General features: G+C 62.6%; 19 protein-coding genes. 15 read left to right on the forward strand and 4 right to left on the reverse strand.

Features of this window, described 5'->3' with window-relative positions:
* Positions 1–154 precede the first annotated feature (154 nt).
* The gene (locus MRBLMS1_RS11635; RefSeq protein WP_485879500.1) at positions 155–1,123 is read right to left on the reverse strand and encodes an IS1595 family transposase; all 969 of its coding nucleotides are present in this window, start codon (positions 1,121–1,123) and stop codon (positions 155–157) included.
* 188 nt (positions 1,124–1,311) lie between these two features.
* Between MRBLMS1_RS11635 and MRBLMS1_RS11640 the strand changes: the two genes are divergently transcribed.
* From MRBLMS1_RS11640 to MRBLMS1_RS11675, 8 genes are all read left to right on the forward strand, one after another.
* Entirely contained in the window at positions 1,312–2,589 is a 1,278-nt protein-coding gene (locus MRBLMS1_RS11640; protein ID WP_485879501.1) for a winged helix-turn-helix domain-containing protein, read from the forward strand.
* Positions 2,586–3,578 carry a DUF2804 domain-containing protein gene (locus tag MRBLMS1_RS11645; RefSeq protein ID WP_485879502.1) on the forward strand — a complete coding sequence of 331 codons (993 nt, stop codon included), beginning with the start codon at positions 2,586–2,588 and terminating at the stop codon, positions 3,576–3,578. The genes MRBLMS1_RS11640 and MRBLMS1_RS11645 overlap by 4 nt, the downstream gene beginning before the upstream one ends.
* Before the next feature lie 106 nt (positions 3,579–3,684).
* Positions 3,685–6,351, forward strand: a complete 2,667-nt coding sequence (locus MRBLMS1_RS11650; RefSeq protein ID WP_485879503.1) for a bifunctional acetate--CoA ligase family protein/GNAT family N-acetyltransferase — start codon at positions 3,685–3,687, stop codon at positions 6,349–6,351.
* A 116-nt stretch (positions 6,352–6,467) separates the two neighbouring features.
* Positions 6,468–7,100 carry a hypothetical protein gene (locus tag MRBLMS1_RS11655; RefSeq protein ID WP_485879504.1) on the forward strand — a complete coding sequence of 211 codons (633 nt, stop codon included), beginning with the start codon at positions 6,468–6,470 and terminating at the stop codon, positions 7,098–7,100.
* 190 nt (positions 7,101–7,290) lie between these two features.
* Complete coding sequence (locus MRBLMS1_RS11660; RefSeq protein WP_485879505.1) at positions 7,291–9,870, forward strand: DUF349 domain-containing protein; 2,580 nt, start codon at positions 7,291–7,293, stop codon at positions 9,868–9,870.
* Positions 9,867–10,340, forward strand: coding sequence for a molybdopterin synthase catalytic subunit MoaE (gene moaE, locus MRBLMS1_RS11665; RefSeq protein WP_070304178.1), 474 nt, complete (start codon positions 9,867–9,869; stop codon positions 10,338–10,340). The genes MRBLMS1_RS11660 and moaE overlap by 4 nt, the downstream gene beginning before the upstream one ends.
* A gap of 121 nt (positions 10,341–10,461) precedes the next feature.
* Positions 10,462–13,068 (forward strand): ATP-dependent chaperone ClpB, encoded by a 2,607-nt coding sequence (clpB, locus tag MRBLMS1_RS11670; RefSeq protein WP_070304179.1) that lies wholly within the window; start codon positions 10,462–10,464, stop codon positions 13,066–13,068.
* Between the two features lie 185 nt (positions 13,069–13,253).
* Positions 13,254–14,369 (forward strand): polyamine ABC transporter substrate-binding protein, encoded by a 1,116-nt coding sequence (locus MRBLMS1_RS11675; protein WP_139091292.1) that lies wholly within the window; start codon positions 13,254–13,256, stop codon positions 14,367–14,369.
* A 71-nt stretch (positions 14,370–14,440) separates the two neighbouring features.
* Here the strand turns inward: MRBLMS1_RS11675 and MRBLMS1_RS11680 are convergent, their stop codons facing one another.
* From MRBLMS1_RS11680 to ppk1, 3 genes are all read right to left on the reverse strand, one after another.
* Entirely contained in the window at positions 14,441–14,569 is a 129-nt protein-coding gene (locus tag MRBLMS1_RS11680; protein WP_256267160.1) for a hypothetical protein, read from the reverse strand.
* Positions 14,570–14,815: 246 nt separating this feature from the next.
* A complete protein-coding gene (gene sixA, locus MRBLMS1_RS11685; protein WP_034755059.1) occupies positions 14,816–15,274 on the reverse strand; it encodes a phosphohistidine phosphatase SixA in 459 nt (152 codons plus the stop codon).
* Positions 15,275–15,299: 25 nt separating this feature from the next.
* Entirely contained in the window at positions 15,300–17,393 is a 2,094-nt protein-coding gene (gene ppk1 / locus MRBLMS1_RS11690; protein WP_485879506.1) for a polyphosphate kinase 1, read from the reverse strand.
* A gap of 271 nt (positions 17,394–17,664) precedes the next feature.
* Here ppk1 and pstS point away from each other — a divergent pair, with 271 nt between their 5' ends.
* From pstS to phoR, 7 genes are all read left to right on the forward strand, one after another.
* Complete coding sequence (pstS, locus tag MRBLMS1_RS11695) at positions 17,665–18,714, forward strand: phosphate ABC transporter substrate-binding protein PstS (protein WP_128139855.1); 1,050 nt, start codon at positions 17,665–17,667, stop codon at positions 18,712–18,714.
* 209 nt (positions 18,715–18,923) lie between these two features.
* On the forward strand, positions 18,924–19,895 hold the full coding sequence (gene pstC / locus MRBLMS1_RS11700; RefSeq protein WP_223278949.1) for a phosphate ABC transporter permease subunit PstC: 972 nt from the start codon (positions 18,924–18,926) through the stop codon (positions 19,893–19,895).
* On the forward strand, positions 19,892–20,779 hold the full coding sequence (pstA, locus tag MRBLMS1_RS11705) for a phosphate ABC transporter permease PstA (protein ID WP_139091291.1): 888 nt from the start codon (positions 19,892–19,894) through the stop codon (positions 20,777–20,779). Before pstC ends, pstA begins: the two co-directional genes overlap by 4 nt.
* Before the next feature lie 38 nt (positions 20,780–20,817).
* Entirely contained in the window at positions 20,818–21,600 is a 783-nt protein-coding gene (pstB, locus tag MRBLMS1_RS11710) for a phosphate ABC transporter ATP-binding protein PstB (RefSeq protein ID WP_373631409.1), read from the forward strand.
* A gap of 48 nt (positions 21,601–21,648) precedes the next feature.
* Positions 21,649–22,359: a phosphate signaling complex protein PhoU gene (phoU, locus tag MRBLMS1_RS11715; RefSeq protein ID WP_034755071.1), complete on the forward strand. Its 711-nt coding sequence runs from the start codon at positions 21,649–21,651 to the stop codon at positions 22,357–22,359.
* 5 nt (positions 22,360–22,364) lie between these two features.
* Complete coding sequence (locus tag MRBLMS1_RS11720; RefSeq protein ID WP_034755074.1) at positions 22,365–23,054, forward strand: response regulator; 690 nt, start codon at positions 22,365–22,367, stop codon at positions 23,052–23,054.
* 11 nt (positions 23,055–23,065) lie between these two features.
* Positions 23,066–24,382, forward strand: a complete 1,317-nt coding sequence (phoR, locus tag MRBLMS1_RS11725; RefSeq protein ID WP_128139852.1) for a phosphate regulon sensor histidine kinase PhoR — start codon at positions 23,066–23,068, stop codon at positions 24,380–24,382.
* Positions 24,383–24,455 lie beyond the last annotated feature (73 nt).

The following is a 24,455-nucleotide window of genomic DNA, read 5'->3' on the forward strand; positions in this document are numbered from 1 at the left end:
CTGTGCGGCAATATTGTTCTTAAGTTATAGAAGCACATACGGCATGTCAAGAAGTCTCGTGCGCTTGTCATCAACTGTTCATATAGCCCGGGTTTTTTGCACCTTGCTGGTGCGCAAGGTGAGTAAAAATGTGCGATGGCATGAATAAAATTGGCTATGTCACCGTTAGATGTGGAAATGCACCCAGCGTTGCTTTCAACAGCGTTTCCGGTGAACGGATACGCCTGGCGTCGAGTATCCAGCGCCATCCCAGATAGTTCGGCAGGTAGCGCGTCGCCACGCCGTGAAACGGCCCCATCCATTGTCGCAAACGGCTGTGATAGGCGTTGACGTTCTGCACGTGGGCGGCGCCCTGCACGCGGATGCCGGCGCGCAGGTTGACGGCCTGGTGGCTGATCCCCGCTTCCCTGGCGAAGGCCCGATAGGCTGCATGACCATCGGTGACCAGCAGCACATCCTTGTCGATGACGGGCAACAAACAGTGATGCAACTGCGCCTTGGTTAGCGCTCCTTTTCCCGTGACGAAATCGAGGGTCTGTCCCGTACGGTCGCGCGCCACCAGGATGCAGACCTGTTCGTTCGATATGCCGCGTTTATGGGCATGGCCGCCCCGGCGGCGGGGTGGACGCGTCATGTCTCTGGATCCCTTTTCCGATTCCAGCAGATATAACTCGTCTGCCTCGGCGATGCCGTGCAGGCCATGCGGCCGGTCCGTCTTTGCCAACGATAAAAAACGGTGGCGCCAGCGAAACGTGGTATTGCGGTGTACGCCCAGATGTAACGCCGCCTTGCGCACGGAATCCGATGCCAGCAGACAATCGGCGTAATCGAGCCACAGCGATTTATGGCGCAAGCGCGCCAGCGGCGTGCCGGTGAGTGCATTGAAGGTGCGGCCGCAGGGCACGCAACGGTAGCGCTGCAGTCCGTGCGCATGACCATGCCGGTGCAGGTGCGCCGAGTCGCAGGCGGGACAGGCCAATCGCGGCTGCGCCACATTTTCCAGCAGCGCGACGGTCGCGTCGTGTGGCGCGTTGCCACGCAGCAGGGCTATGCCTGCCTGCCGCTGGCGTCTGCTCAAACGAGCAAACTGCGCAATCAAGGTGATCCATTCGGCTGACCGCATGATCTGCTCCTGCAGGGTAAGTATGCAGAGTCAGACAAGACATCCGAGGGAAGATTCCGGCATTTCCCCTACTTGCCGATGACAGAGCCATAAAATTCAAGAAAAAATGCATGGCGCGCGACGGGAATGCGGTATCTTCCTGAAATGTCTGCCGCCGACGCGTCCCCTTTTTTGAGGAAGAACTGACCTTGCCGATTCCGCCCGCCGCACCGATACTCGCGCCGCTCTCCCTGGCCGCCGCGCGCGCCTTGCACCTGGCCGCGCAGGGCTTGCTGCAGGCGAGGCGTAAAAAGGCCGTGAAGGCCGACGTGCTGGCCGCCATCCGCCAGATGGGCGTGCTGCAGATCGACACCATCCATGTGGTGGCGCGCAGTCCCTACCTGGTGCTGTGGAGCCGGCTGGGCGACTATCCGCAGCCGTGGCTCGAGCAATTGCTGGCCGAGGGCGCGCTGTTCGAATACTGGGCGCATGAAGCGTGCTTCGTGCCCATCGAAGACTATGGCTTGTACCGCCACCGCATGCTGGACCCGGCCGCCATGGGCTGGAAGTATTCCGTCAAATGGATGGCCGAGCAGGGCGACGCCGTCGCTTCCGTGCTCGAACATATCCGCGCCAACGGCGCCGCGCGCTCGGCCGATTTCGAGCGCACGGATGGCAAGGCCGGTGGCTGGTGGAGCTGGAAGCCGGAAAAGCGCTCGCTCGAAGTCTTGTTTACCTCGGGCGTGCTGATGATCGCCAAGCGCCATCAGTTCCAGCGCTATTACGACCTGGCCGAACGGGTGTTGCCGGGCTGGCACGACGGCTTGCTGCCGCCCGAAGAACAGGTGCGCCGGCGCCTGCTGCTGGCCAGCGTGAAGGCGCTGGGCCTGGCGCGCGCCAGCTGGATCAGCGACTACTTCCGCACCAAACAGCCGCGCGCCAGCCTGGCGCACGATTTGCAGGCGCTGGTGGACGAGGGGGCGCTGCTGCGCTGCACGGTAGCTGGCTGGGACGATGCGGTTTACGTACATGCCGATCACGCGGAACTGGCGCGCGCGGCGGCCGCCGGCAAGCTGGCGCCCACCCTGACGACGATTTTATCTCCGTTCGATCCCGTCGTCTGGGATCGGCGCCGCGCGCTGGAATTGTTCGGCTTCGACTACCGGCTCGAATGCTATACGCCCGCTGAAAAACGCCGCTACGGCTACTTCACCTTGCCGATCTTGCGCCGCGGCGCGCTCGTGGGGCGCCTGGACGCCAAGGCGCACCGCGCGCAGGGGCGCTTCGAGATCAAGTCGCTGGCGCTGGAAGACGGCGTGCGCGTCAGCCCCCGCCTGGTGCAGGACGTGGCTGGCGCCGTGCGGCGCCTGGCGCTCTGGCATGCCTGCCCGGATATTGCGATAGCCCAGGCGCAGCCGGCCGCTTTTGGCGCGCTGCTGACCGAGGCGCTGCACGACGGCGGCGCCGCCGCAAGGCAGGCCGCATGATGCTGCCGCCGGCTCCTTCCCACCTGCTCGACGCCGGTGGCCAGCCATGTTTCGGCCGCTATACAGGCCAGCTGGACGCCTTCGACTGGGCCGCGCTGGCGCCGCCCTATGCGCGCGGCGGCCTCTGGCGCTTGTTCCACCACAAGTGCTGGCATTACGTGGCCCTGTCGACACCGGCCGTATTTTGCGGCGTGGCCATCGTCGACCTGGGCTGGACCAGCACGGCCTTCGCGTATGCCTTCGACCGCCACAAGGGCAAGATCGTGGCCAGCTTTTCGCAGGATGGCATCCCCGGCCTGTGCGCATCGGTGGCGCCGCATGCGGGCGCCAGCAGCCGTTTCCGTTTTTTGTCGCAAAAAATCAGCATCGAGGCCCAGCCCCAGCAGCGTTACCGTTTGCGGCTCGATTGCGGTCATTTCGGCATCGATGCGGAATGGGGCCCGCCCGTCGCGCCCACCTTGCTGGCCATCGGCCCCGTAGGCGAGGGCGGCAGCGTGCATGCGACGCAAAAGTCGGGCGGTTTGCCCTTGTGGGGCACCGTGCGCTGCGGCGCCGTCGGCTACAGTTTGGACGATGGCGTGGCCAGCTTCGATTATTCGAACGGGTTGCTGGCGCGCGAGACGGAATGGCGCTGGGCTTCGGCGCACAGCCTGGACCTGGGATTCAATCTGCAGGCCGGCTATTTCGGCGCGCATGAAAACGCGCTGTGGCTCGATGGCCAGCTGTATGCGCTGGGCCGCGCGCATTTCGACTTCAATCCCGACAACCCGCTGGCGCCGTGGCATGTGTGGACGGACGACGATTTGCTCGACCTGCACTTCAAGCCGGAAGGCGCGCGGCGCGAGGACAAAAACCTGTGGATCGCCGCCAGCCGCTACATCCAGCCCATCGGCACTTTCAGCGGCTGGGTGCGCACCAGCGCGGAGTCTCCCAAGCGCATCGTGGCGCAGCTGGCGGGCGTCACGGAAAGCCACCGCTCGCGCTGGTAGGCGCGTGATTTTTTGCGAAACGCGTGACAAGGTCAAGTTTTTTTGGCAACGCATCCTATACACTGGGACGTGACCAAGCCGCTCCGGCAAACCATGAGGCCAGAACATGAGTATCCGTAATCTCGACAAGCTGTTCAAGCCGGCCTCGGTGGCCCTGATCGGCGCCACGGCGCGCGAGCGCAAGCTGGGCGCCATCGCCCTGTACAACCTGCTGGGAGGCGGCTACCAAGGGGAGATTTGGCCCGTCAATCCCAAGTACGACGAGCTGATGGGCCTGAAATGCTACCGCAAGCTGGCGCACTTGCCGAAGGCGCCGGACCTGGCCATCATCTGCACGCCGCCCGCCACCATCACGGCGCTGATCCGCGAACTGGGCGCGCTGGGCACGCGCGCGGCCATCGTCATGACGTCGGGCCTCGATCCCGTGCGCGAGCAGTCGCTGCGCCTGGCCATGCTGAAGGCGGCCAAGCCGCATTTGCTGCGCATCCTGGGCCCCAAAAGCATGGGGCTGCTCGTGCCGAAACTGGGCTTGAACGCCAGCTTCGCGCATGTCGGCGCGACGAGCGGCAAGATCGCCTTCGTGTCGCAATCGGGTGCGCTGGTGTCGGGCGTGCTTGACTGGGCCAACGCGCACGGCGTGGGCTTTTCCAAGTTCATTTCGCTCGGCGCCAGCTACGACATCGATTTTGGCGACCTGCTCGACTACCTGGCCGGCGACATCGACACGGCCGCCATCCTGCTGTACATGGAAGACATCCAGGCCGCGCGCAAATTCATGTCGGCCGCGCGGGCGGCCGCGCGCAGCAAACCCGTGATCGTCCTGAAAGCGGGGCGCGAGGCGGAAGGCGCGGCCATGGCGGCCTGGCACACGGGCGCGCTGGCCGGTTCCGATGCCGTCTACGACGCGGCCATCCGCCGCGCCGGCATGCTGCGCGTGTATTCGGCCGAAGAACTGTTCGACGCCGTGGAAACGCTCACGCACATCCGCTCGCAGCGCGGCGAGCGCCTGGCGATCCTGTGCAACGGCGGCGGCCTGGGCGTGATGGCCACCGATGCGCTGGTGAGCAGCGGCGGCAAGCTGGCCGAGCTGTCGCCCGATACCGTGATCGCGCTGGAAAAGGCGCTGCCACGGGGCTGGTCGCACGACAACCCCGTGGGCTTGCCCGGCGACGCGGCCGTGCAGCGCTATGCCGACGCCATCAAGCCGCTGCTCGACGAGCCGCAGGCGGACGCCTTGCTGTTGCTGCACGCGCCCACGGCCATGGTCTCGTCGATCGACATCGCCGAAGCCGTCACGCCGCTGATCAAGGCCACCTCGCGCACGGTGCTGTCATGCCTGCTGGGCGGCACCACCGTGGCGCCCGCGCGCCAGGTCTTCAACCGGGCCGGCATTCCCACCTACGACACGCCGGAAAAGGCCGTGCATGGCTTCATGCAGATCGTGCAGTACCGGCGCAACCAGGAAACCCTGATGCAGGTGCCGGCGCAGCTGCCCATGTCGGCTACGCCGCGCCGCGCGCGCGTGCGCGAAATCGTCGCCGCCGCGCTGGCGGCCGGCCAGACGGTGCTCGGTGAATGCCGCTCAAAAGAGATTTTGGCCGCCTACGGCATTCCCGTCGCCATCACGCGCATGGCGGCCGACGTGGAAGAGGCGCTGGCCGTGGCGGCCGACATCGGCTATCCCGTCGCGCTGAAGATCCATTCGCCCGACATCGCCCATAAATCCGACGTGGGCGGCGTGGCGCTCGACCTCGACACACCCGACATCCTGCGCACGGCCGCCGCCGCCATGCTCAAGCGCGTGCGCCGCATGCGCCCCGATGCACTGATCGACGGCTTCACGGTGCAGCAGATGGCGCGCCGGCCGCAATCGCATGAATTGATCGTCGGCGTGACGACGGACGCCGCTTTCGGCCCCGTGATCCTCGTGGGGCAGGGCGGCATCGCCGTGGAAGTGACGGCCGACCATGCGATCGGCCTGCCGCCGCTGAACATGGTGCTGGCGCGCGACATGCTGGCGCGCACGCGCGTGTCGAAACTGCTGGCCGGCTACCGCAACCAGCCGCCGGCCGACATCGACGCCATCTGCTACACGCTGATACAGGTGGCCGAACTGGTGGCCGACATCGGCGAACTGGCCGAACTCGACATCAATCCGCTGGTGGCCGACGCCGATGGCGTGATCGCCCTTGACGCGCGCATCCGCTTGCAACCGGGCCAGCAGCGCGACCGCCTGGCCATCCGCCCGTATCCGCAGGAACTGGAAGAGCAGGTGACGTGGATGGACCAGCCGATTTTGCTGCGCCCCATCCGCCCCGAAGACGCGCCGCAGCACATGGACCTGTTCCACGCGCTGGACCCGGACGACGTGCGCCTGCGCTTCTTTACGTCCATGCGCGAGCTGCCCGTGTCGCAGCTGGCGCGCCTGACACAGATCGATTACGACCGCGCCATGGCCTTCATCGCCACGCACACGGGGCCGGACGGCAAACCGGAAACCCTGGGCGTGGTGCGCGCCGTGGCCGACCCGGACAACATCCACGCCGACTTCGCCATCGCCGTGCGCTCGGCCCTGAAAGGCAAGGGCCTGGGCCACATCCTGTTTGAAAAGCTCGTCGACTACTTCCGCAGCCGCGGCACGGAAGCGCTGGTGGGCGAGGCCATGGCGCGCAACAAGGGCATGCAGCGGCTGGTGAAAAGCTTTGGCGGCGAGGTCACGCCATCGGAAGAGCCTGGCGTTGTCAATCTGCATATCGGCTTGCACGCGCCGTAAAAGAAAGCGCGGCTGGCCCGCCGCGGGTTTGTGCAGGATCAAACCGGCCGCTGTCGGTAGTCTTTACACTTTCACTTCCAGGATCAGACATCCAGCCCATTTTCGGGAGTGAGTGCATGCTTACGGCAACATATATATTGGTTTCCCTGTCGGTGGAACAGGCCAGCATCCGCATGAGCCTGCTGGCTTTTCAGAAATACATGCATGTGCAGCTGCGCCACCAGAGCAGGCTCAATCTGGCCCAGCTGCAGTATGCGGGCGACTGGCTGAGCCGGCTGTACCAGGGCGGCTACTGGCGCAAGGTGGAGATGTATCTGATCCCCGCCATCCGCCAGGCCGCGCCGCATGCGGACGGTTTGCTCAATGAGCTCAACGGCTTGAACCATGCGGCGCTGGAAAGCATCAACGTCGTGCAGCAGCGCGCGGGCGCCGCCATCGACCATTCCGAATCGCAGGCCGAGCAGCTGTGCGCCGCCATCGACGCCTTTTGCGCGGCCTTGCTGCAGCGCCTGGAAAAAGAAGAGCGCGAGCTGTTCGCGCTGGCGCGCAAGGTCATCGTCGGCGAAACATGGTTTGCCATCGCCTACCAGTTCCTCGCCCACGATGCGCGCGCGCAGGAAGCGCGCCGTGGCAAGGCGCAGGTGCTGCCCTTTGTTTTGCCGGCAGCCGGCGGCAGCGCCGAAACGATAGCGGATGGCACAGAGTCCGCGTCGCCCGTGCCGCCGCAGCCTCTGCGCGCGCAGGCTTGAACGCGGAGCGAGCGCACACCCCGTTCACCCGTTTGCGCCGGGGCCGCGTCCGTGGTTTTGCACTGGCGCTCTCATAGGAGAAATGCCAGCTTGCTTACTATGTTACTGATTTGGTAACTTGTACATACCTGTCCGATGCAATACCCCGGGCTTTGTTATGATGGTGGTTTTGATCCACGCGAAACCCGTCATGTTCGAATTTCTCTTCAAGCGTTCTGCCAGCAAGACTGCCGCACCCGATCCTGCCGTGGCAGAACAGGCCGCCGCCTCGGCGCAGAGCGCATCGCGCCGCGCCGAACAGGTTGCGCGTGCCCATGCCGTGGCCGGCGACGAAGCCGCCGCTGCCGATTTCATCATGTCCAGCGAATTTGCCGATGCCCGTCTGATCGCGGCCGAACACGTCTATGCCTTGCCCCTGCTGGAAAAAGTCCACCACGCCATGCGCAACACGGATCGTCGCGTGGCCAAGCTGATGCAGGGCCGCATCGACCTGATCCGTCACCAGGCCGCCGAGACGCAACGCGCCCAGGCCAGCATCGCCACGGCCCAGCGCCTGTTGAACGATGAAAAACTGAGCCCGAACCAGGTGGCCGAGCTGGACCGCCAATGGCAAGTCATCAAGGCCACGCCCGAGCTGGCGACGGCGTTTGCCGCCGCGCGCGCCGCGCTGGCCGCCCGCCTGGAAGCGCAAGTGGCGCTGCAGCGCGCCGTGATCGACGCCGTCGCCGCCGCGCGCGCCTTGGCTGCCAGCGGCCAGTCCGCCGGCGAGCTGGCGCAGGCGCTGGCCCGCCTCGATGCGGAACATGCGCAGCATGCGCAATCGCCCGAGCGCGCTTCCGTGCCGAAACACCTGGAAACCGATTTCACGCAGGCGCGCGAGCAGGCGCAGTCCGCCTTGCAGGCACTGCAGCAGCACCAGACCGTGTTCGACGCGCGCCAGGCCGCGCTGGCCGAATGGCAGGCGCAGGACGCCGCCACTCTGGACGTGGATCTCTTGAAACGCGCATGGCAAGCCTTGCCGCGCCTGCCCGAGTCGCCATTGTCCGACAGCTTGCAGCAGCAATTTGTGGCCGTGCTGGCCAGCGCTCCGGCGCCCGTGCACGCGGTGCCAGAGGCCGCAGCGGCCCATGCCGAGCCTGTACCTGTACCGCGCAAGCCGCGCCAGGAACACGCGCCCGTGTCGAAAGAAGCGACGGAGCAATTCTTCAAGACGCTCGACGCCATGGAAGCGGCCCTGCAGGATGGCTTGCTGCACGTGGCGTCCGAGCACGACAAGACTTTGCGCGACACCAAGCACGGCCGATTGACGCCGGCGCAAGCGGATCGCCTGGCCCACGTGCGCGCGGAGTTCAAGCGCCTGGCCGATTGGGCGCGCTGGGGCGGCAACGTGTCGCGCGAGGAACTGGTCAAGGCGGGCGAGGAATTGCCGGCGCAGCAACTCCCCATGGCCGAGCTGGCCAAGAAAGTGGGCAGCTTGCGCGAGCGCTGGAAGTCGCTCGACACCTTGTCCGGTCCCGCACCGAAGTCCCTGTGGGAGCGTTTCGACGCGGCATGCAGCGTGGCCTATGCGCCGGCGGCCCAGCATTTCAAGCAGCTGGCCGAAGAGCGCCACGGCAATGCGGCCAAGGCCCAGGAATTGATCGCGGAAACGGCGGCCCTGGCGGCCGAGGAGAGCACCGACTGGAAACACGTCGCCTCCGCCTCGCAGCGCTTGCGCCAGGCGTGGACGCGACTGGGCACCATCGACCGCAAGGAAAAGAAACGTCTGGACGCGGAATTTGGCGCCGCGCTGGATGCCCTGTCGAAGCCGCTCGATACGCAGCGCCAGATCGAGACGGCGCGCCGCGAACAATTGATCGTCGAAGTGGGCTTGCTCAAGCCGTCAGAGCGCAACACGGTCGACATGCTGAAAGCCTTGCAGGATAAATGGCAGGAACTGGCGAAAGCCTTGCCGCTCGAGCGCCGCGCGGAACAGGCGCTGTGGCAGCGCTTCCGCGCCGCCTGCGACGACATCTTCGCCAAGCGCAAGGAAACGGCCCACGCGGCCGACCACGAGCGCCGCGAACACCTGCATGCGCGCGAAGCGCTGTGCGCCGCGCTGGAAACGGCCGTCGTGCCCGAGGGCGACGACAAGAGCCGCACCGCCTTCATCAACCACTTGCTGCGCGACACGCGCGCCGCATGGAACGCCACGGGTCCCGTGCCGCGCGCCAGCGAAGCGAAGATCGAGCAGCGCTACCAGGCGGCCGTCGCCGGCGTGCAGGCGCAGGCGGACGCCATCGCCGAACGGGCTGGCGCGGCCCAGGCCAATGCCCTGCGCGACAAGCTGCGATTGGTGCAATCGCTGGAAGTTTCACTGGCTGATGGCGCTGGCACCGATGCGCAAGCATGGAGCGAGCGCTGGAGCGCCTTGCCGCCGCTCGACGCGCAATACGAACGCAGCCTGCAGCAGCGCTTTGCCGCCGCCCAGGCCGCGCTGGGCGAGGGCAGCGCCGCCTACGTGCGGCAATTGCAGGCCAACCAGGAGCGCTTGCTCGATGAAGTGTTGCGCCTGGAAATCGTCGCCGGCGTCGACAGCGGCGCCGAATTTGCCCGCGATCGCCTGAAAATGCAGGTGGAGGTGCTGCAATCGTCGCTGAAATCGGGCCAGAAGCCGCTCACGCAAGCGTCGCAGCTGATGCAGCTGTGCGCGATCGCGGCCGCCACCGATGCGCGCACGGCCAGCCGCATCGAAACCTTGCTGCGCCGTATCGGAGGAAACGTCAAATGAGTACCACCGTCCGCGTCCAGCAAGCCGATTTTGACTTGAGTCAAGAAATCGCACAATTGCGTGCAGGCAATCCCAAGGTGGGCGCCGTCGTCGGCTTCGTCGGCACGGTGCGCGACATGAACGAAGGACTGGACGTGGCGGCCATGGAGCTCGAGCACTATCCGGGCATGACGGAAAAGTCCATTGTAGCCATCGTCGAACAGGCGCGGGGCCGCTGGCCGCTGTCCGGCGCGTTGGTGATCCACCGCGTGGGGCCCCTGCTGCCGCAGGAGCAGATCGTGCTGGTGGCGGTCTCGTCCGCCCACCGGGGCGAGGCCTTCGCCGCCTGCGAGTTCATCATCGATTACTTGAAGACGGAAGCGCCATTCTGGAAGAAGGAAGACACGCCCGAAGGGGCGCGCTGGGTCGATGCGCGCGACAGCGATGAGACCGCGTTAAACAAGTGGGCCGCAAAAGCAAGCGCCATTTGAATCGTACGGGGCCCGCACCGTAGCTTTTGCCCAAATGCATCGGTTTTCTGCTTTGTGTATGCTTGAAAAGTACTCTCTCACCCCAATTTGGTTAACAACTAATTAACCGGGAGCGCTTTTCATGCGACAAGACAAACTCACTACCAAATTACAGGAAGCCCTGGCCGATGCGCAAAGCTTGGCCGTGGGCAACGACAACCCCTATATCGAACCAGTCCATTTGCTGACGGCCCTGTTGAACCAGGACGACGGCGGCGCCCGCTCGCTGTTGCAGCGGGCCGGCGTCAACGTGGGCGGCCTGTCCAAGGCCCTGGGCGCCTCGATCGAACGCTTGCCCAAGGTATCGGGCACGGGCGGCGACGTGCAGGTCAGCCGCGAATTCGTCGCCTTGCTGAACCTGGCCGACAAGGAATCGCAAAAGGCGGGCGACCAGTTCGTCTCCAGCGAAATGGTCTTGCTGGCGATGACGGACGACAAGTCCGACTGCGGCAAGCTGGCGCGCGAAAACGGCCTGACCCGCAAGGCACTGGAAGCGGCCATCGACGCCGTGCGTGGCGGCAACAAGGTCGACTCGCAAGAGGCCGAAGGACAGCGCGAAGCCCTGAAAAAATATACGTTGGACCTGACGGAGCGGGCGCGCAAGGGCAAGCTCGACCCTGTCATCGGCCGCGACGATGAAATCCGCCGCACCATCCAGATCCTGCAGCGCCGCAGCAAGAACAATCCCGTGCTGATCGGTGAACCGGGCGTGGGCAAGACGGCCATCGTTGAAGGCCTGGCGCAGCGCATCGTCAATGGCGAAGTGCCCGAGTCCCTGAAAGGCAAGCGCGTACTGTCGCTGGACATGGCCGCCTTGCTGGCCGGCGCGAAATTCCGCGGCGAATTCGAGGAACGCCTGAAATCCGTGCTGAAGGAACTGGCCATGGATGAAGGGCAAACCATCGTCTTCATCGACGAGATGCACACCATGGTGGGCGCGGGCAAGGCCGAAGGCGCGATGGACGCGGGCAATATGCTCAAGCCGGCGCTGGCGCGCGGCGAGTTGCACTGCGTGGGCGCCACCACCTTGGACGAGTACCGCAAGTACATCGAGAAGGATGCCGCGCTGGAACGCCGCTTCCAGAAAGTGCTTGTCGACGAGCCGACCGTGGAAGCGACGATTGCCATCCTGCGCGGCTTGCAGGATAAATACGCGCTGCACCACAAGGTGGAGATCACGGACGCGGCTATCATCGCGGCCGCCGAGCTGTCGCACCGCTACATCACCGACCGTTTCCTGCCCGACAAGGCGATCGATCTGATCGATGAAGCGGCGGCGAAGATCAAGATCGAGATCGATTCGAAGCCGGAAGTGATGGACAAGCTGGAACGCCGCTTGATCCAGCTGAAGATCGAGCGCGAAGCCGTCAAGAAGGAAAAGGACGAAGCGTCGTTGCGCCGCTTGGGCCTGATCGAGGAGGAGATCGTCAAGCTGCAGCGTGAATACAATGACTTCGAGGAAATCCTGAAGGCGGAAAAAGCCGTGGTGCAAGGCAGCACGCACATCAAGGAAGAGATCGAAAACGTCAAGCTGCAGATGGAGCAGGCCACGCGCGAGAGCAACTGGCAGAAAGTGTCGGAGCTGCAGTACGGCAAGCTGCCGCAGCTGGAAGCCCAGCTCAAGCAGGCTGACAGCGGCATGCCGAAACTCGACCCCGACCAGCCGAAGCTGCTGCGCACGGAAGTGGGCGCCGAGGAAATCGCCGAAGTGGTGTCGCGCGCGACGGGCATACCCGTGTCGCGCATGATGCAGGGCGAACGCGACAAGCTGCTGCACATCGAAGAGAAGCTGCATGAGCGCGTCGTGGGCCAGGATGAAGCGATCACGGCCGTCGCGGACGCCATCCGCCGCTCGCGCGCCGGCTTGAGCGATCCGAACCGTCCGTATGGTTCCTTCATGTTCCTGGGACCGACGGGCGTCGGCAAGACGGAATTGAGCAAGGCGCTGGCCACCTTCCTGTTCGATACGGAAGAATCGATGATCCGCATCGACATGAGCGAGTTCATGGAGAAGCATTCCGTGGCCCGTCTGATCGGCGCGCCACCGGGCTACGTGGGCTACGACGAGGGCGGCTACCTGACGGAAGCCGTGCGCCGCAAGCCGTACAGCGTGATCCTGCTCGACGAAGTGGAAAAGGCGCATGCCGACGTCTTCAACGTGCTGCTGCAAGTGCTCGACGACGGACGCATGACGGATGGCCAGGGCCGTACGGTGGACTTCAAGAATACCGTCATCATCATGACCTCGAACCTGGGTTCGCATAAAATCCAGGCCATGGAAAGCGATGATCCCGGTGTCGTGAAGCTGGCCGTGATGGCCGAGGTACGCTCGCACTTCCGTCCCGAGTTCGTCAACCGTATCGACGAAATCGTCGTGTTCCACGGCCTCGACGAGAAAAACATCGGCGCGATCGCGAAGATCCAGCTGAAGATTCTCGAAGAACGCCTGGCGCGCATGGACATGCAGCTGAGCCTGACCGACGCGGCCTTGCAGCAAATCGCCGAAGCGGGCTACGACCCGGTGTATGGCGCCCGTCCATTAAAACGGGCGATCCAGCAGCAGATCGAAAATCCGCTGTCGAAGCTGATCCTGGAAGGCAAGTTCGGCCCGAAAGACGAGATCCGCATCGACGCCCAGAACGGCAACCTGGTGTTTACGGGCGCGCAGGTGGGGCTGGATAAGGTGTAATTTTTACCCCAACGGCAAAGTGCCGGGGTCAGACCCGTCGGGTCTGACCCCAGTTTTACGCTGTGGGGTGTTGGCACAAGCTAACATCGGGATAATCTAAAGCAAGGGCGCGATCAGGCTAGACCTGATCGCGCCCTTCTTGCTATCATCGTCACTATTTTCTGACTAATTCCGGAGGCGGTACGATGGCAAACACATGGCAAGCAGGGCGGCGCATTGGAGTGGGATTGGCCTTGGCGGCGGCCGTACTGGCCTTGCCTGCGCACGCTCAGGAAGAGAAAGTCCTGAATATCTATAACTGGTCGGACTATATCGGCGACGATACGATCAAGAATTTTGAGAAGGAAACGGGCATCAAGGTGCGCTACGACGTTTTCGACAACAACGAAATCCTCAATGCGAAACTAGTGGCGGGCAAGTCCGGCTACGACATCGTCGTGCCGACGGCCCAGTGGGCGCGCTTGCAGATCGATGCGGGCCTGCTGCGTAAACTCGACAAGAGCAAGCTGACGAACCTGGGCAACCTCGACCCGAACCTGCAGGCCAAGCTGTCGAAGATCGACCCGAACAACGATTACCTGGTCGACTGGCTGTGGGGCTACACGACGGTGGGCATCAACGTCAACAAGGTCAAGGCCGCGCTGGGCGGCATGCCCATGCCCGACAATGCGTGGGAACTGATCTTCGACCCGAAATATGCAGCCAAGCTGAAATCGTGCGGCGTGTCCTTCCTCGACTCGCCGTCGGAAGTGCTGCCGGCCGCCCTGCAATACCTGGGCAAGCCCGCGTACTCGAAAACGGCCGCCGATTACCAGGAGGCGGGCAAGGTGCTGCAGGCGATCCGTCCCTACGTGACCCTGTTCAGCTCGTCAGGCTACATCAATGACATGGCCAACGGCTCTGTCTGCGTGGCGCTGGGCTGGTCGGGCGACATCAATATCGCGCGCCAGCGCGCCATCGACGCGAAGAACGGCAACGTGATCCAGGTGCTGGTGCCGAAGACGGCCGCCTTGATGTTCGACACCATGGCCATCCCGGCCGACGCGCCGCACCCGAACAATGCGCACCTGTTCATCAACTACATCCTGCGCCCGCAAGTGCATGCCAGCCTGAGCAACAAGGTGTTTTATGCGAACCCGAATCTGGCCAGCATCAAATATGTGCGCAAGGACATCGGCGAGAACAAGGCCATCTTCCTGTCGGACGCGGACAAGCAGCGCATGGCTGCGCCGGAAGCGACCACGGCCGATATCCGCCGCTTGATGACGCGCATCTATACGAAGTTCAAAACGGGAGTATAAAAACGATGATGGCGCGAGGGACGGGCCTGTTTGGCCGTCGCTGGCGCCATGCGATAGTGCCGGGGTGAGCGCTACTCGTGATAGCGGTCCATCAGCTTATGGTGGCTGCCGCGCATTTCTTCGACCAGTTCAAAGGCGACAAAGCCGATGATGGCGGCGAAGATGGCGATGAAGAGAAAAACGAGGAAGGTGATTAACATGGTCTTTCAGCCGCCGTTGGACGGCTGTCCGCTGGGTTGCTCAATGTGCGGGAGCAGGGCTCTTGCACGTAGTTGATGCAATTAAACTCTAGCAGATCGGCAGCGCTTTACAAGGCTGCTGAGTTGCGAACGCCACTAGTATTTGTCCCAGCGCACTTTATGCGCATTTCAATCCGGGGTCTGTCACTGCGTGATCGGAATGCGTCCCATTGGGACGCATTCCCCCGGCGGGTCTGACCCCGTGGCCTATTTCACCACCAGATCATGTGCCATCACCGCCTTCAAATAGATGCTGACGGGGTCGCCTGGCTCGCGCTGTGAAAACCACCAGGCGCTGGCCTTGCGCATTTCCCATTCCTGTTCCTCGCCCGTCAGCAGCAGGGCGGCGGCCTGGCCCAGGGTCGGCTGGTGGCCGACGATGAGTACGGTTTCCTTGCCGCCGGGCCAGTTGGCCGCCTTGAGGATGTCTTCCGCCTCGGCGCCGGGTGCCAGTTCCGGCATCAGCTTGAACTTGCGCCCTAGCGCTTCCGCCGTTTGCAGGGTGCGCAGGGCGGGGCTGACGAGGATGCGGCAATTTTCCGGTAGTTGCGAGGCCAGCCATTCCCCCATGCGGCGCGCCTGTTTCTGGCCTTTGACGGTCAGGGCGCGTTCGAGGTCGGGGACGCCCGGCTCGGCTTCTGCGTGTCGCCACAAGATGAGATCCATGCTGTACTCCTCTGTGTAGAATTGCCTATTCGCCGACCTCCGCGCCCGGCGTGCCCAGTGTGTGCATCAGGTATTGCTGGGCGCTGAACGGCGTTTGCTTGCCGCGCGGCTTGCGGCGCGCGTAATGGCCGGTCGGCTCCAGTTCCCATGCATTTGTATTATCCTTCAAATACGGATTCAGGCCCTCGGCGATCACGCGCCGTTTCAGCGCCCGGTCAAGCACGGGGAACGCCACTTCCACACGGCGGAACAGGTTGCGGCTCATCCAGTCGGCGCTGGCCAGGTAGACATCGTGCGCCAGGTCGTTGCGGAAGTAATAGATGCGGCTGTGTTCGAGGAAGCGGCCGATCACGGAGCGCACCTTGATGTTTTCCGACAGGCCAGGCACGCCCGGCTTCAGGGTGCAGGCGCCGCGCACGATCAGGTCGATCTTCACGCCATCGGTCGAGGCTGCATACAGGGCGCGGATCACGGATTCGTCGACCAGCGCGTTGACTTTCACGATGATGCGTCCGCGCCGGCCCGAACGGGCGATCTTCGCCTCGTTGCGGATGGCCTTGATGATCTCGCTTTGCAGGCCGAACGGCGCCAGCCACAAGTGGTTCAGGTTGTGCGGCTTGGTCAGGCTCGTCAGGTGGATGAAGACTTCATTGACTTCCACGGCCAGGTCCTGGTTGGCCGTCAGCAAACCGAAGTCCGTGTACAGCTTGGTGGTCGTCGGGTGATAGTTGCCGGTACCCAAGTGGGCATAGAAGCGCAGCGCACCTTCTTCGCGGCGGATGACGAGCGCCACCTTGGCGTGGGTTTTCAATCCCACGACGCCGTACACGACTTGTGCGCCCGCCTGTTCCAGCTTGTCGGCCCAGTTGATATTGGCTTCTTCGTCGAAACGCGCCATCAATTCCACGATGACGGTCACTTCCTTGCCCATCTTCGCCGCCGTGATCAGCGACTCCATCAAGTCCGAGTTCATGCCCGTGCGGTAGATCGTCTGCTTGATGGCGACGACGGACGGATCGTAGGCTGCGCTGCGGATGAAGTCGATCACCGTCTGGAACGACTGGTACGGGTGGTGCAGCAGGATGTCGTGTTTGCTCAGCGCGGCAAAGATGTCGTTGCCGATGGCTTTGTGTGCGAGGCCGGGGAAGAACGGCGGGAAGCGCAGCTCGGGCTGCTTGACGTGGTCGATCATTTCCGACAGGCGCACCAGATTGACGGGGCCGTTGACACGGTACAGCCGGCTTTGATCCAGGCTGAACTGGTCGAGCAGGAATTGCGACAATTCTGGCGGGCAATTGCGCGCCACTTCCAGGCGTACGGAAGTGCCGAACTGGCGGCCGACCAGCTCGCCTTTCAGGGCCTGGCGCAGATTCTTGACTTCGTCCTCGTCCACCCACAGGTCGCTGTCGCGCGTGACGCGGAATTGCGAATAGGCAATCACTTCGCGCCCGGCGAACAGGTCGGAAATGTGCGCATGGATGACGGACGACAATAAACAGAAGGACACGCCATCGCCGGAAATGTCGTCCGGCAGCTTGATGACACGCGGCAAGACGCGTGGCGCCTTGACGATGGCGATCGCCGTGCCGCGCCCGAACGCATCCTTGCCGCTCAGCGAGACGATGAAATTGAGGCTTTTATTGACTACCTGCGGGAACGGGTGGGCCGGGTCGAGGCCGATGGGCGTCAGCAGGGGCCGTACTTCGCGGTCGAAATACTGCTTGACCCACGCGCGCTGCGCCTCGTTGCGGTCGCTGTCGCGCAGCAAATGCACGCCCGCTTCGCGCAGGGCCGGCAAGACCTCGCTATTTAATATCTCGTACTGGCGTTCCACCAGCGCATGGCATTCCTTGCCGATACGCTCCAGATTGGCCGCCAGGGCAGGGTGGCCGGCCAGCGAACCGCCGATGCTGCCGGCCGCCAGGAGGCTGGCCACGCGCACTTCGAAGAACTCATCCATATTGCTGCTGACGATGCACAGGTAGCGCAGGCGCTCGAGCAGCGGAATGTTCGGGTCTTCCGCCTGGGCCATCACGCGCCGGTTGAAAGTCAGTTGCGACAGCTCGCGGTCAAGCAGGATGCCCGATTTGGTCACTTCCGTGTGCAGTTCAGGTTTCATATTCTTTTGTCTTTGCAGATAGTTAATTCTAGCCGTATTTCATCATGTATGACGCGTTGTGAGTGTAATCATGAAATATGACGTAAGCGTGACATAAGCTGTCATAAAGCGTCGCCCGCGCTGTCATTTTTCGCGCCGAAAATGGCAATTCCCCGGGCGTAGGCAATTATTTCAGGATTTTTTACCCATGTCATAAAGCTGTCATATTCGCTTGCTAGACTGCGCAGCATTCAACCGGGACTTTGAGCCCTAACAACCCTGAGGACTTGATATGCAAATGAAGCAAATGTTCAAATTTATCGTCGTGGGTGCTTCGGCAGCGATGGCATTTTCTTCCGCTTCCGTCATGGCGGCAGATATGACAGGTGCTGGTGCAACCTTCCCGTACCCGATCTACGCCAAATGGGCCGAGACGTACAAAGCCAACACGGGCAATGGCCTGAACTACCAGTCCGTCGGTTCCGGCGCTGGCATCAAGCAAATCAAGGCCAAAACTGTTGAATTCGGCGCTTCGGATATGCCTTTGAAGGCGGAAGAGCTGGAAGAAGCGGGCCTGATGCAGTTCCCGGCCATCATGGGCGGCGTGGTCACCATCGTCAACCTGGACGGCGTGGCCCCAGGCCAGCTGAAAATGACGGGTAAAGTCGTTGCCGACATCTACCTGGGCAAGATCACCAAGTGGAGCGCGCCTGAAATCGCCGCACTGAACAGTGGCGTCAAGCTGCCTGACTCGGAAATCACCGTGGTGCACCGCGCCGACGGTTCGGGCACCTCGTTCCTGTTCACCGACTTCCTGTCGAAAACCAACCCGGAATTCAAATCGAAAATCGGCGCTGGCTCGGCTGTGAAATGGGCCGTGGGCGTGGGCGGCAAGGGTAACGAAGGCGTCGCCGCCAACGTGCAGCGTATCAAGGGTTCGATCGGCTACGTCGAGTGGGCTTACGCCAAGAAAAACAAGATGTCGCACACCCAGCTGCAAAACAAGGACGGCAACTTCCTGCAACCTGACGACGAAAACTTCAAGGCAGCAGCCGCTTCGGCACCTTGGACGCAAACCCCAGGCTTCGGCGTGGTCCTGACCGACCAGGCTGGCAAGAACAGCTGGCCTATCACCGGCGTGTCGTTCATCCTGATGCACAAAGTCCAGGCTGACGCAGCCAAGGCCAAAGAAGTCCTGAAATTCTTCGACTGGGCCTACAAAAACGGTGGCGCCGCTGCCGTTGAACTGGACTACGTGCCTATGCCGGCATCGGTCGTGAAACTGGTGCAGGAATCGTGGAAAGCCAACCTGAAAGACGCATCGGGCAAAGCCATCTATTGATTCGATAGCTTGACCATGTAAGTTCCTGACATCCTTGGCCCGCCAGCAGCACGGCGGGGCAGGGAGTTAGCCAGGACCGCCCGCAAGCCCTTGCAGGCGTTCCCGGCTAAAAGAGCACGATAAAAATAGCAGTACCTGCAGTACCACCCATATGGCACACTATGAGCGCACAATCTACCTCCTCCACGATCCCCATGCCAGGCGGCACCATGACCGATTCCATCAGTCACGCGCAAATGCTTTCCACCATGCGCAAGCAGCGCTTCCAGGATTTCATGTTCCACAAGGTGACGATGCTGTTCGCCCTGTCGGTGCTGATCGTCCTGGTCGGCATCATCATTTCGCTGATCATGGAATCGATACCGGCCTTCAAGACCTTCGGCCTGCATTTCATCGTGTCCGCGGAATGGGACCCCGTCAATGACCAGTACGGCGCCCTGATCCCCATCATCGGCACTCTGGTGACGTCGATCATCGCCTTGCTGATCGCCTTTCCCGTCAGCTTCGGCATCGCCCTGTTCCTCACGGAAATCTGCCCGGCCTGGCTGCGCCGCCCGCTGGGCACGGCTGTCGAGCTGCTGGCCGGCGTGCCATCGATCATCTACGGCATCTGGGGCCTGTTCGTGTTCGCGCCCCTGTTTGCCGACCACGTCCAGCCCATCCTGAAAGCCACTTTGGGCAACGTGCCCGTCATCGGCCAGCTGTTCAGCGGCCCCATGATGGGCATCGGCTTGCTGACGGCCGGCCTGGTGCTGGCCATCATGATCATCCCCTTCATCGCTTCCGTGATGCGCGACGTGTTCGAGATCGTTCCTGCCGTGCTGAAGGAATCCGCATACGGCCTGGGCTGCACTCGCTGGGAAGTGGTGCGCAAGATTGTCTTGCCATACACTAAGACCGGCGTCGTCGGCGGCGTCATGCTGGGCCTGGGCCGCGCGCTGGGCGAAACCATGGCCGTGACCTTCGTCATCGGCAACGCGAATAAACTGTCGTGGTCGCTGTTTGCCGCCGGTAACAGCATCACCTCCTTGCTGGCGAACGAATTTGGCGAAGCGCAATCGGCACTGCACGTATCCTCGCTGTTCTCGCTGGCCCTGATCCTGTTCGTCATCACCTTTATCGTCTTATCCGCCGCCAAGCTGATGCTGGCTGGCATGTCCCGCAAGGAAGGCACGAAATGAGCCAAGTAAGCACTCTCGACGTTCCGGCCAAGCCGGCCATGAACCCCGTCTACCGCAAGCGTTTGCTGATGCACCGTGTCGGCATCGCCCTGTCGGTGGCCGCCATGGCCCTGGGCCTGGCCGTGCTCGTGTGGATTCTGTTCACCCTGGTGATCAAGGGTTTCGGCGCCTTGTCCATCGACCTGTTCACGCAAACGACGCCGGCTCCCGGCAGCGAAGGCGGCGGCTTGATCAATGCCATCGTCGGCAGCGCCCTGATGGTGGGCCTGGCGACTGTTGTCAGCACCCCGATCGGCATCCTGGCCGGCATCTACCTGGCCGAATACGGCGAAGAAAACAAGCTGGCGCAAGTGACGCGTTTTGTGACGGACATCATGCTGTCGGCGCCATCGATCGTCATCGGCCTGTTCGTGTATGCGCTGTACGTGGCACATGTGAAACACTTCTCCGGTTACGCGGGCGCCATCGCGCTGTCGCTGATCGCCGTACCCGTGGTTGTGCGCACGACGGACAATATGCTGCGTCTGGTGCCTAACAGCCTGCTGGAAGCCGCGTTTGCCCTCGGCGCGCCGCGCTGGAAGGTCGCCACCCTCGTGCGCTTGCGCGCCGTCAAGGCTGGCGTGATCACCGGCGTACTGCTGGCATTGGCCCGCATCGCCGGCGAAACGGCGCCGCTGCTGTTCACGGCCCTGAATAACCAGTTCCAAAGCTTCAACATGAATGCACCGATGGCCAACCTGCCATCCGTCATCGCATCGTTTGCGATGAGCCCGTACGACAACTGGCGCTCGCTGGCCTGGGGCGGCGCACTGCTGATCACCTTCAGCGTGCTGGCCTTGAATATCCTGTCGCGCACCGTGTTCAGCCAAAAAGTCCCTAATTAAACAGATACCGAGCGAAGCGAACCCATATGAATACGCAAATGAATCCAGCACAAGACCTGGCACCAAAGAAAAAAACCATCGAGATTTCGGGCCTGAACTTTTTTTACGGCAAAACGCAAAGCTTGCATAACGTCAACCTGGACATCCACGAGAAGAAGGTCACGGCCTTCATCGGCCCGTCCGGTTGCGGCAAGTCGACCCTGCTGCGCACGCTGAACCGCATGTACGACCTGTACCCGGGCCAGCGCGCGGAAGGCTCGATCCTGTACCGCGGCCGCAACGTGCTCGACGCGGACCAGGACGTCAACATGCTGCGCGCCAAGGTCGGCATGGTGTTCCAGAAACCGACGCCGTTCCCCATGTCCGTCTACGACAACATCGCCTTCGGCGTGCGCCTGTATGAAGACCTGTCGAAGGGCGAGATGGACGAGCGCGTCGAGTGGGCCCTGAAAAAGGCCGCGCTGTGGGGCGAAGTCAAGGACAAGCTGACCAAAAGCGGCCTGTCACTGTCGGGCGGCCAGCAGCAGCGCTTGTGCATCGCGCGCGGCGTGGCCGTCAAGCCTGACGTCTTGCTGCTCGATGAGCCGACCTCGGCGCTGGACCCGATCTCGACCTCGAAAGTGGAAGAACTGATCAGCGAACTGAAACAGGATTACACGATCGCCATCGTGACGCACAATATGCAACAAGCGGCGCGCTGCTCCGACTATACGGCCTATATGTATTTGGGCGAGCTGGTGGAATTCGGCGAAACGGACCAGATCTTCATGAATCCGGCCCGCAAGGAAACGCAGGATTACATCACGGGCCGCTTCGGCTGATCCGCCCAGAATAACGACATACAAGACAACTGAATACGGAGAGACAGCATGATAGGCGAACATTCATCCAAGCAATACGACAACGAACTCGAAGCGATCCGCTCGAAAGTGCTCCTGATGGGCGGCATCGTTGAAACCCAGTTCCTCGACGCGATGACCTGTTTCCGCATCGGCAATGCCGAGCGCGCCGACCGCGTGATGCGCGAAGACGACGTCGTCAACCAGCTCGAAGTGTCGCTCGACGACGCCTGCAGCCATCTGATCGTGCGCCGCCAGCCGGCCGCCAACGACTTGCGCACCATCATGGCCACCATCAAGGTGATCACCGACCTCGAGCGCGTAGGCGACGAGGCGACGAAAATTGCCCGCGTGGCGAAGAATCTGCACAAGCGCGGCAACGGCGTCGTCAATCACTACGAGATGGTGCGCGGCATTGCCAATACGGCCACCGACATGCTGCACGACGCGCTCGACGCATTCGCGCGCAACGATGGCAAACAGGCATTACAATTAATTGCGCAAGACGCCATCATCGACCACGAGTTTCGGTCTATCATGCGCAACCTGATTACCTTTATGATGGAAGACCCGCGTACGATCTCGGCGGCGCTCGACACCCTGTGGGTGGCCAAGGCCATCGAACGGATCGGCGACCATGCGAAAAACATCGCCGAATACGTGATTTACGTGGTTGAAGGCAAGGACATCCGCCACACCAAGGTGGCTGCTCCCGCCATTTCCGAGGAGCTCCCTGAGTAAGCTTTATGGCATCTGATAAAACCACGGTATTGATTGTTGAAGATGAGCCGGCCATCGTTGAACTGGTGACCTATTCGCTGCGCGAATCCGGCTGGAATTGCTGTTCCGTACAAAACGTCGCCGATGCCTGGGAATTCATCCAGCACCGCACGCCGCACCTGATCCTGCTGGACTGGATGTTGCCGGATCAAACAGGCTTGCGTCTGCTGTCGCGCATCCGCGCCGACCGCAATTTCGCCGCCATCCCCGTCATCATGCTCACCGCCAAGAGCATGGAAGAAGATAAGCTGGCCGGCCTGAACAGCGGGGCCGACGATTACGTCACCAAGCCGTTCTCGCCGCGCGAGCTGCTGGCCCGTGCCAAGGCTCTCTTGCGACGCAAGAGTCCGGAACACGCGCAGGCGCCTATGCGCGCTGGCAACGTGGCCCTGGATCCCGTCAGCTGCACGGTGATGATGGATGAACAGAAGATCGATATCGGCCATGCCGAATACAAGTTGCTGAAATTCCTGCTGGCCCATCCGGAGCGCGTGTTTTCGCGCAGCCAGCTGCTCGACAAGGTGTGGGGCGACCATGTGGTGATCGAGGAACGCACGGTCGATGTCCACGTATTGCGCTTGCGCAAAGCCTTGAAAGAGGCGGAAAGCCTGATCAAGACGGTGCGCAGCGTCGGCTACATGTTGTCTGAAAAGTAAAGCTTGACTCTATGAATCCGAAATTGCTGTTCTGGGTACCGGCCGCCTTGCGCATGGTGCTGGCGCTGCTGGGCGTGGCCGTCGTCTGGTATCTGTTTGGCGCCACGTATGCGCTGGGCATCGCCTTCGTGCTGATGGCCATGATGGTGTTCGTGCAGCTGTCGTATCTGTTCCAGCTGAGTAACTGGCTGGACAATCCGCAAAGCGCCAAGCTGCCCGACGGCTGGGGCGCCTGGACCAGCATTTTCGCGCGCCTGTACCGCATGCGCCGCGACGACGAGAAAAACCAGGCCGAGCTGACGGAATGGCTGGCGCGTTTCCGCCAGGCCATGCACCTGTTGCCCGACGGCGTCGTCATTATGGACGACGTGCTGTTCCTCGAATGGTGCAACCCGGCCGCCGAGAAACACCTGGGTCTCACGCACGAGCGCGACAAGGGTATGCGCGTGACCAACCTGATCCGCAGCCCCGAGTTCATGGATTACATCATCCTGGGCCGCTACGACCAGCCGCTGACGATCACTTTCCGCAACCGCAAGCTGATCGTGCAAATCATTCCCTTCGAGAACCGCCGCCAGATCCTCGTCACGCACGACGTGACGGAGACGGAACGCATCGAAATGATGCGCCGCGACTTCATCGCCAACGCCTCGCACGAACTGCGCACGCCGCTCACCGTCATCGTCGGCTTCCTGGAAATCGCTTCCGCCGAGCTGGATCTGGACGCCACCACGCGCGCCTCCCACCTCAAGCTGATGACGGAGCAGGGCCATCGCATGCAGCATCTGATCGAGGACATGCTGACCTTGTCGCGCCTGGAATCGGTCGACTACCCGCTGCGCCCCGAGCCCGTGGATATCAAGAAACTGATGCAGCAAGTCTTGCGCGATGCCAAGGGCTTGTCAGCCGGCAAGCATGAAGTGACCATGGAATGCGACGGTCCCGACGTGCTGGGCAGCTACGACGAGCTGTACAGCGCCTTCGGCAATCTGGCGTCGAACGCCGTGCGCTACACGCCGGCGGGCGGCACCATCACCCTGCGCTGGCAGGATGGTCCGGCCGGACCGCAATTCATCGCGCAAGATACGGGCATCGGCATCAGCCAGGAGCATATTTCGCGCCTGACGGAACGTTTCTACCGCGTCGACAAGAGCCGCTCGCGCGAAACCCAGGGCACGGGCCTGGGCCTGGCCATCGTCAAGCACGTGCTGCTGCGCCACGGCGGTTCCCTGGCCATCCAGTCCGTGGCCGACAAGGGCAGCAGCTTTATCGTCAGCATGCCCAAGTCCGTCGTCACGCCGCTGCAGGGCGAATTGCTGGTCAAGTAGGCCGCAGGGGGACCAGTTTCCCCCTTGTTTCCCCGGCGACTGGTGCAAGATTGGCATAAGTCGTTACAATCAG

It is taken from the genome of Massilia sp. LMS1-1-1.1, from assembly GCF_040815535.1.
Classification (GTDB): Bacteria; Pseudomonadota; Gammaproteobacteria; order Burkholderiales; family Burkholderiaceae_D; genus Janthinobacterium; species Janthinobacterium aestuarii.

Bases quoted from the DNA above. Each gene is read 5' to 3' on its own strand.
- MRBLMS1_RS11635 (WP_485879500.1), bottom strand. From the start codon at position 1,123: ATGCGGTCAGCCGAATGGATCACCTTGATTGCGCAGTTTGCTCGTTTG.
- MRBLMS1_RS11645 (WP_485879502.1), top strand. From the start codon at position 2,586: ATGATGCTGCCGCCGGCTCCTTCCCACCTGCTCGACGCCGGTGGCCAG.
- MRBLMS1_RS11650 (WP_485879503.1), top strand. From the start codon at position 3,685: ATGAGTATCCGTAATCTCGACAAGCTGTTCAAGCCGGCCTCGGTGGCC.
- MRBLMS1_RS11655 (WP_485879504.1), top strand. From the start codon at position 6,468: ATGCTTACGGCAACATATATATTGGTTTCCCTGTCGGTGGAACAGGCC.
- MRBLMS1_RS11660 (WP_485879505.1), top strand. From the start codon at position 7,291: ATGTTCGAATTTCTCTTCAAGCGTTCTGCCAGCAAGACTGCCGCACCC.
- moaE (WP_070304178.1), top strand. From the start codon at position 9,867: ATGAGTACCACCGTCCGCGTCCAGCAAGCCGATTTTGACTTGAGTCAA.
- clpB (WP_070304179.1), top strand. From the start codon at position 10,462: ATGCGACAAGACAAACTCACTACCAAATTACAGGAAGCCCTGGCCGAT.
- MRBLMS1_RS11675 (WP_139091292.1), top strand. From the start codon at position 13,254: ATGGCAAACACATGGCAAGCAGGGCGGCGCATTGGAGTGGGATTGGCC.
- MRBLMS1_RS11680 (WP_256267160.1), bottom strand. From the start codon at position 14,569: ATGTTAATCACCTTCCTCGTTTTTCTCTTCATCGCCATCTTCGCCGCC.
- sixA (WP_034755059.1), bottom strand. From the start codon at position 15,274: ATGGATCTCATCTTGTGGCGACACGCAGAAGCCGAGCCGGGCGTCCCC.
- ppk1 (WP_485879506.1), bottom strand. From the start codon at position 17,393: ATGAAACCTGAACTGCACACGGAAGTGACCAAATCGGGCATCCTGCTT.
- pstS (WP_128139855.1), top strand. From the start codon at position 17,665: ATGCAAATGAAGCAAATGTTCAAATTTATCGTCGTGGGTGCTTCGGCA.
- pstC (WP_223278949.1), top strand. From the start codon at position 18,924: ATGACCGATTCCATCAGTCACGCGCAAATGCTTTCCACCATGCGCAAG.
- pstA (WP_139091291.1), top strand. From the start codon at position 19,892: ATGAGCCAAGTAAGCACTCTCGACGTTCCGGCCAAGCCGGCCATGAAC.
- pstB (WP_373631409.1), top strand. From the start codon at position 20,818: ATGAATCCAGCACAAGACCTGGCACCAAAGAAAAAAACCATCGAGATT.
- phoU (WP_034755071.1), top strand. From the start codon at position 21,649: ATGATAGGCGAACATTCATCCAAGCAATACGACAACGAACTCGAAGCG.
- MRBLMS1_RS11720 (WP_034755074.1), top strand. From the start codon at position 22,365: ATGGCATCTGATAAAACCACGGTATTGATTGTTGAAGATGAGCCGGCC.
- phoR (WP_128139852.1), top strand. From the start codon at position 23,066: ATGAATCCGAAATTGCTGTTCTGGGTACCGGCCGCCTTGCGCATGGTG.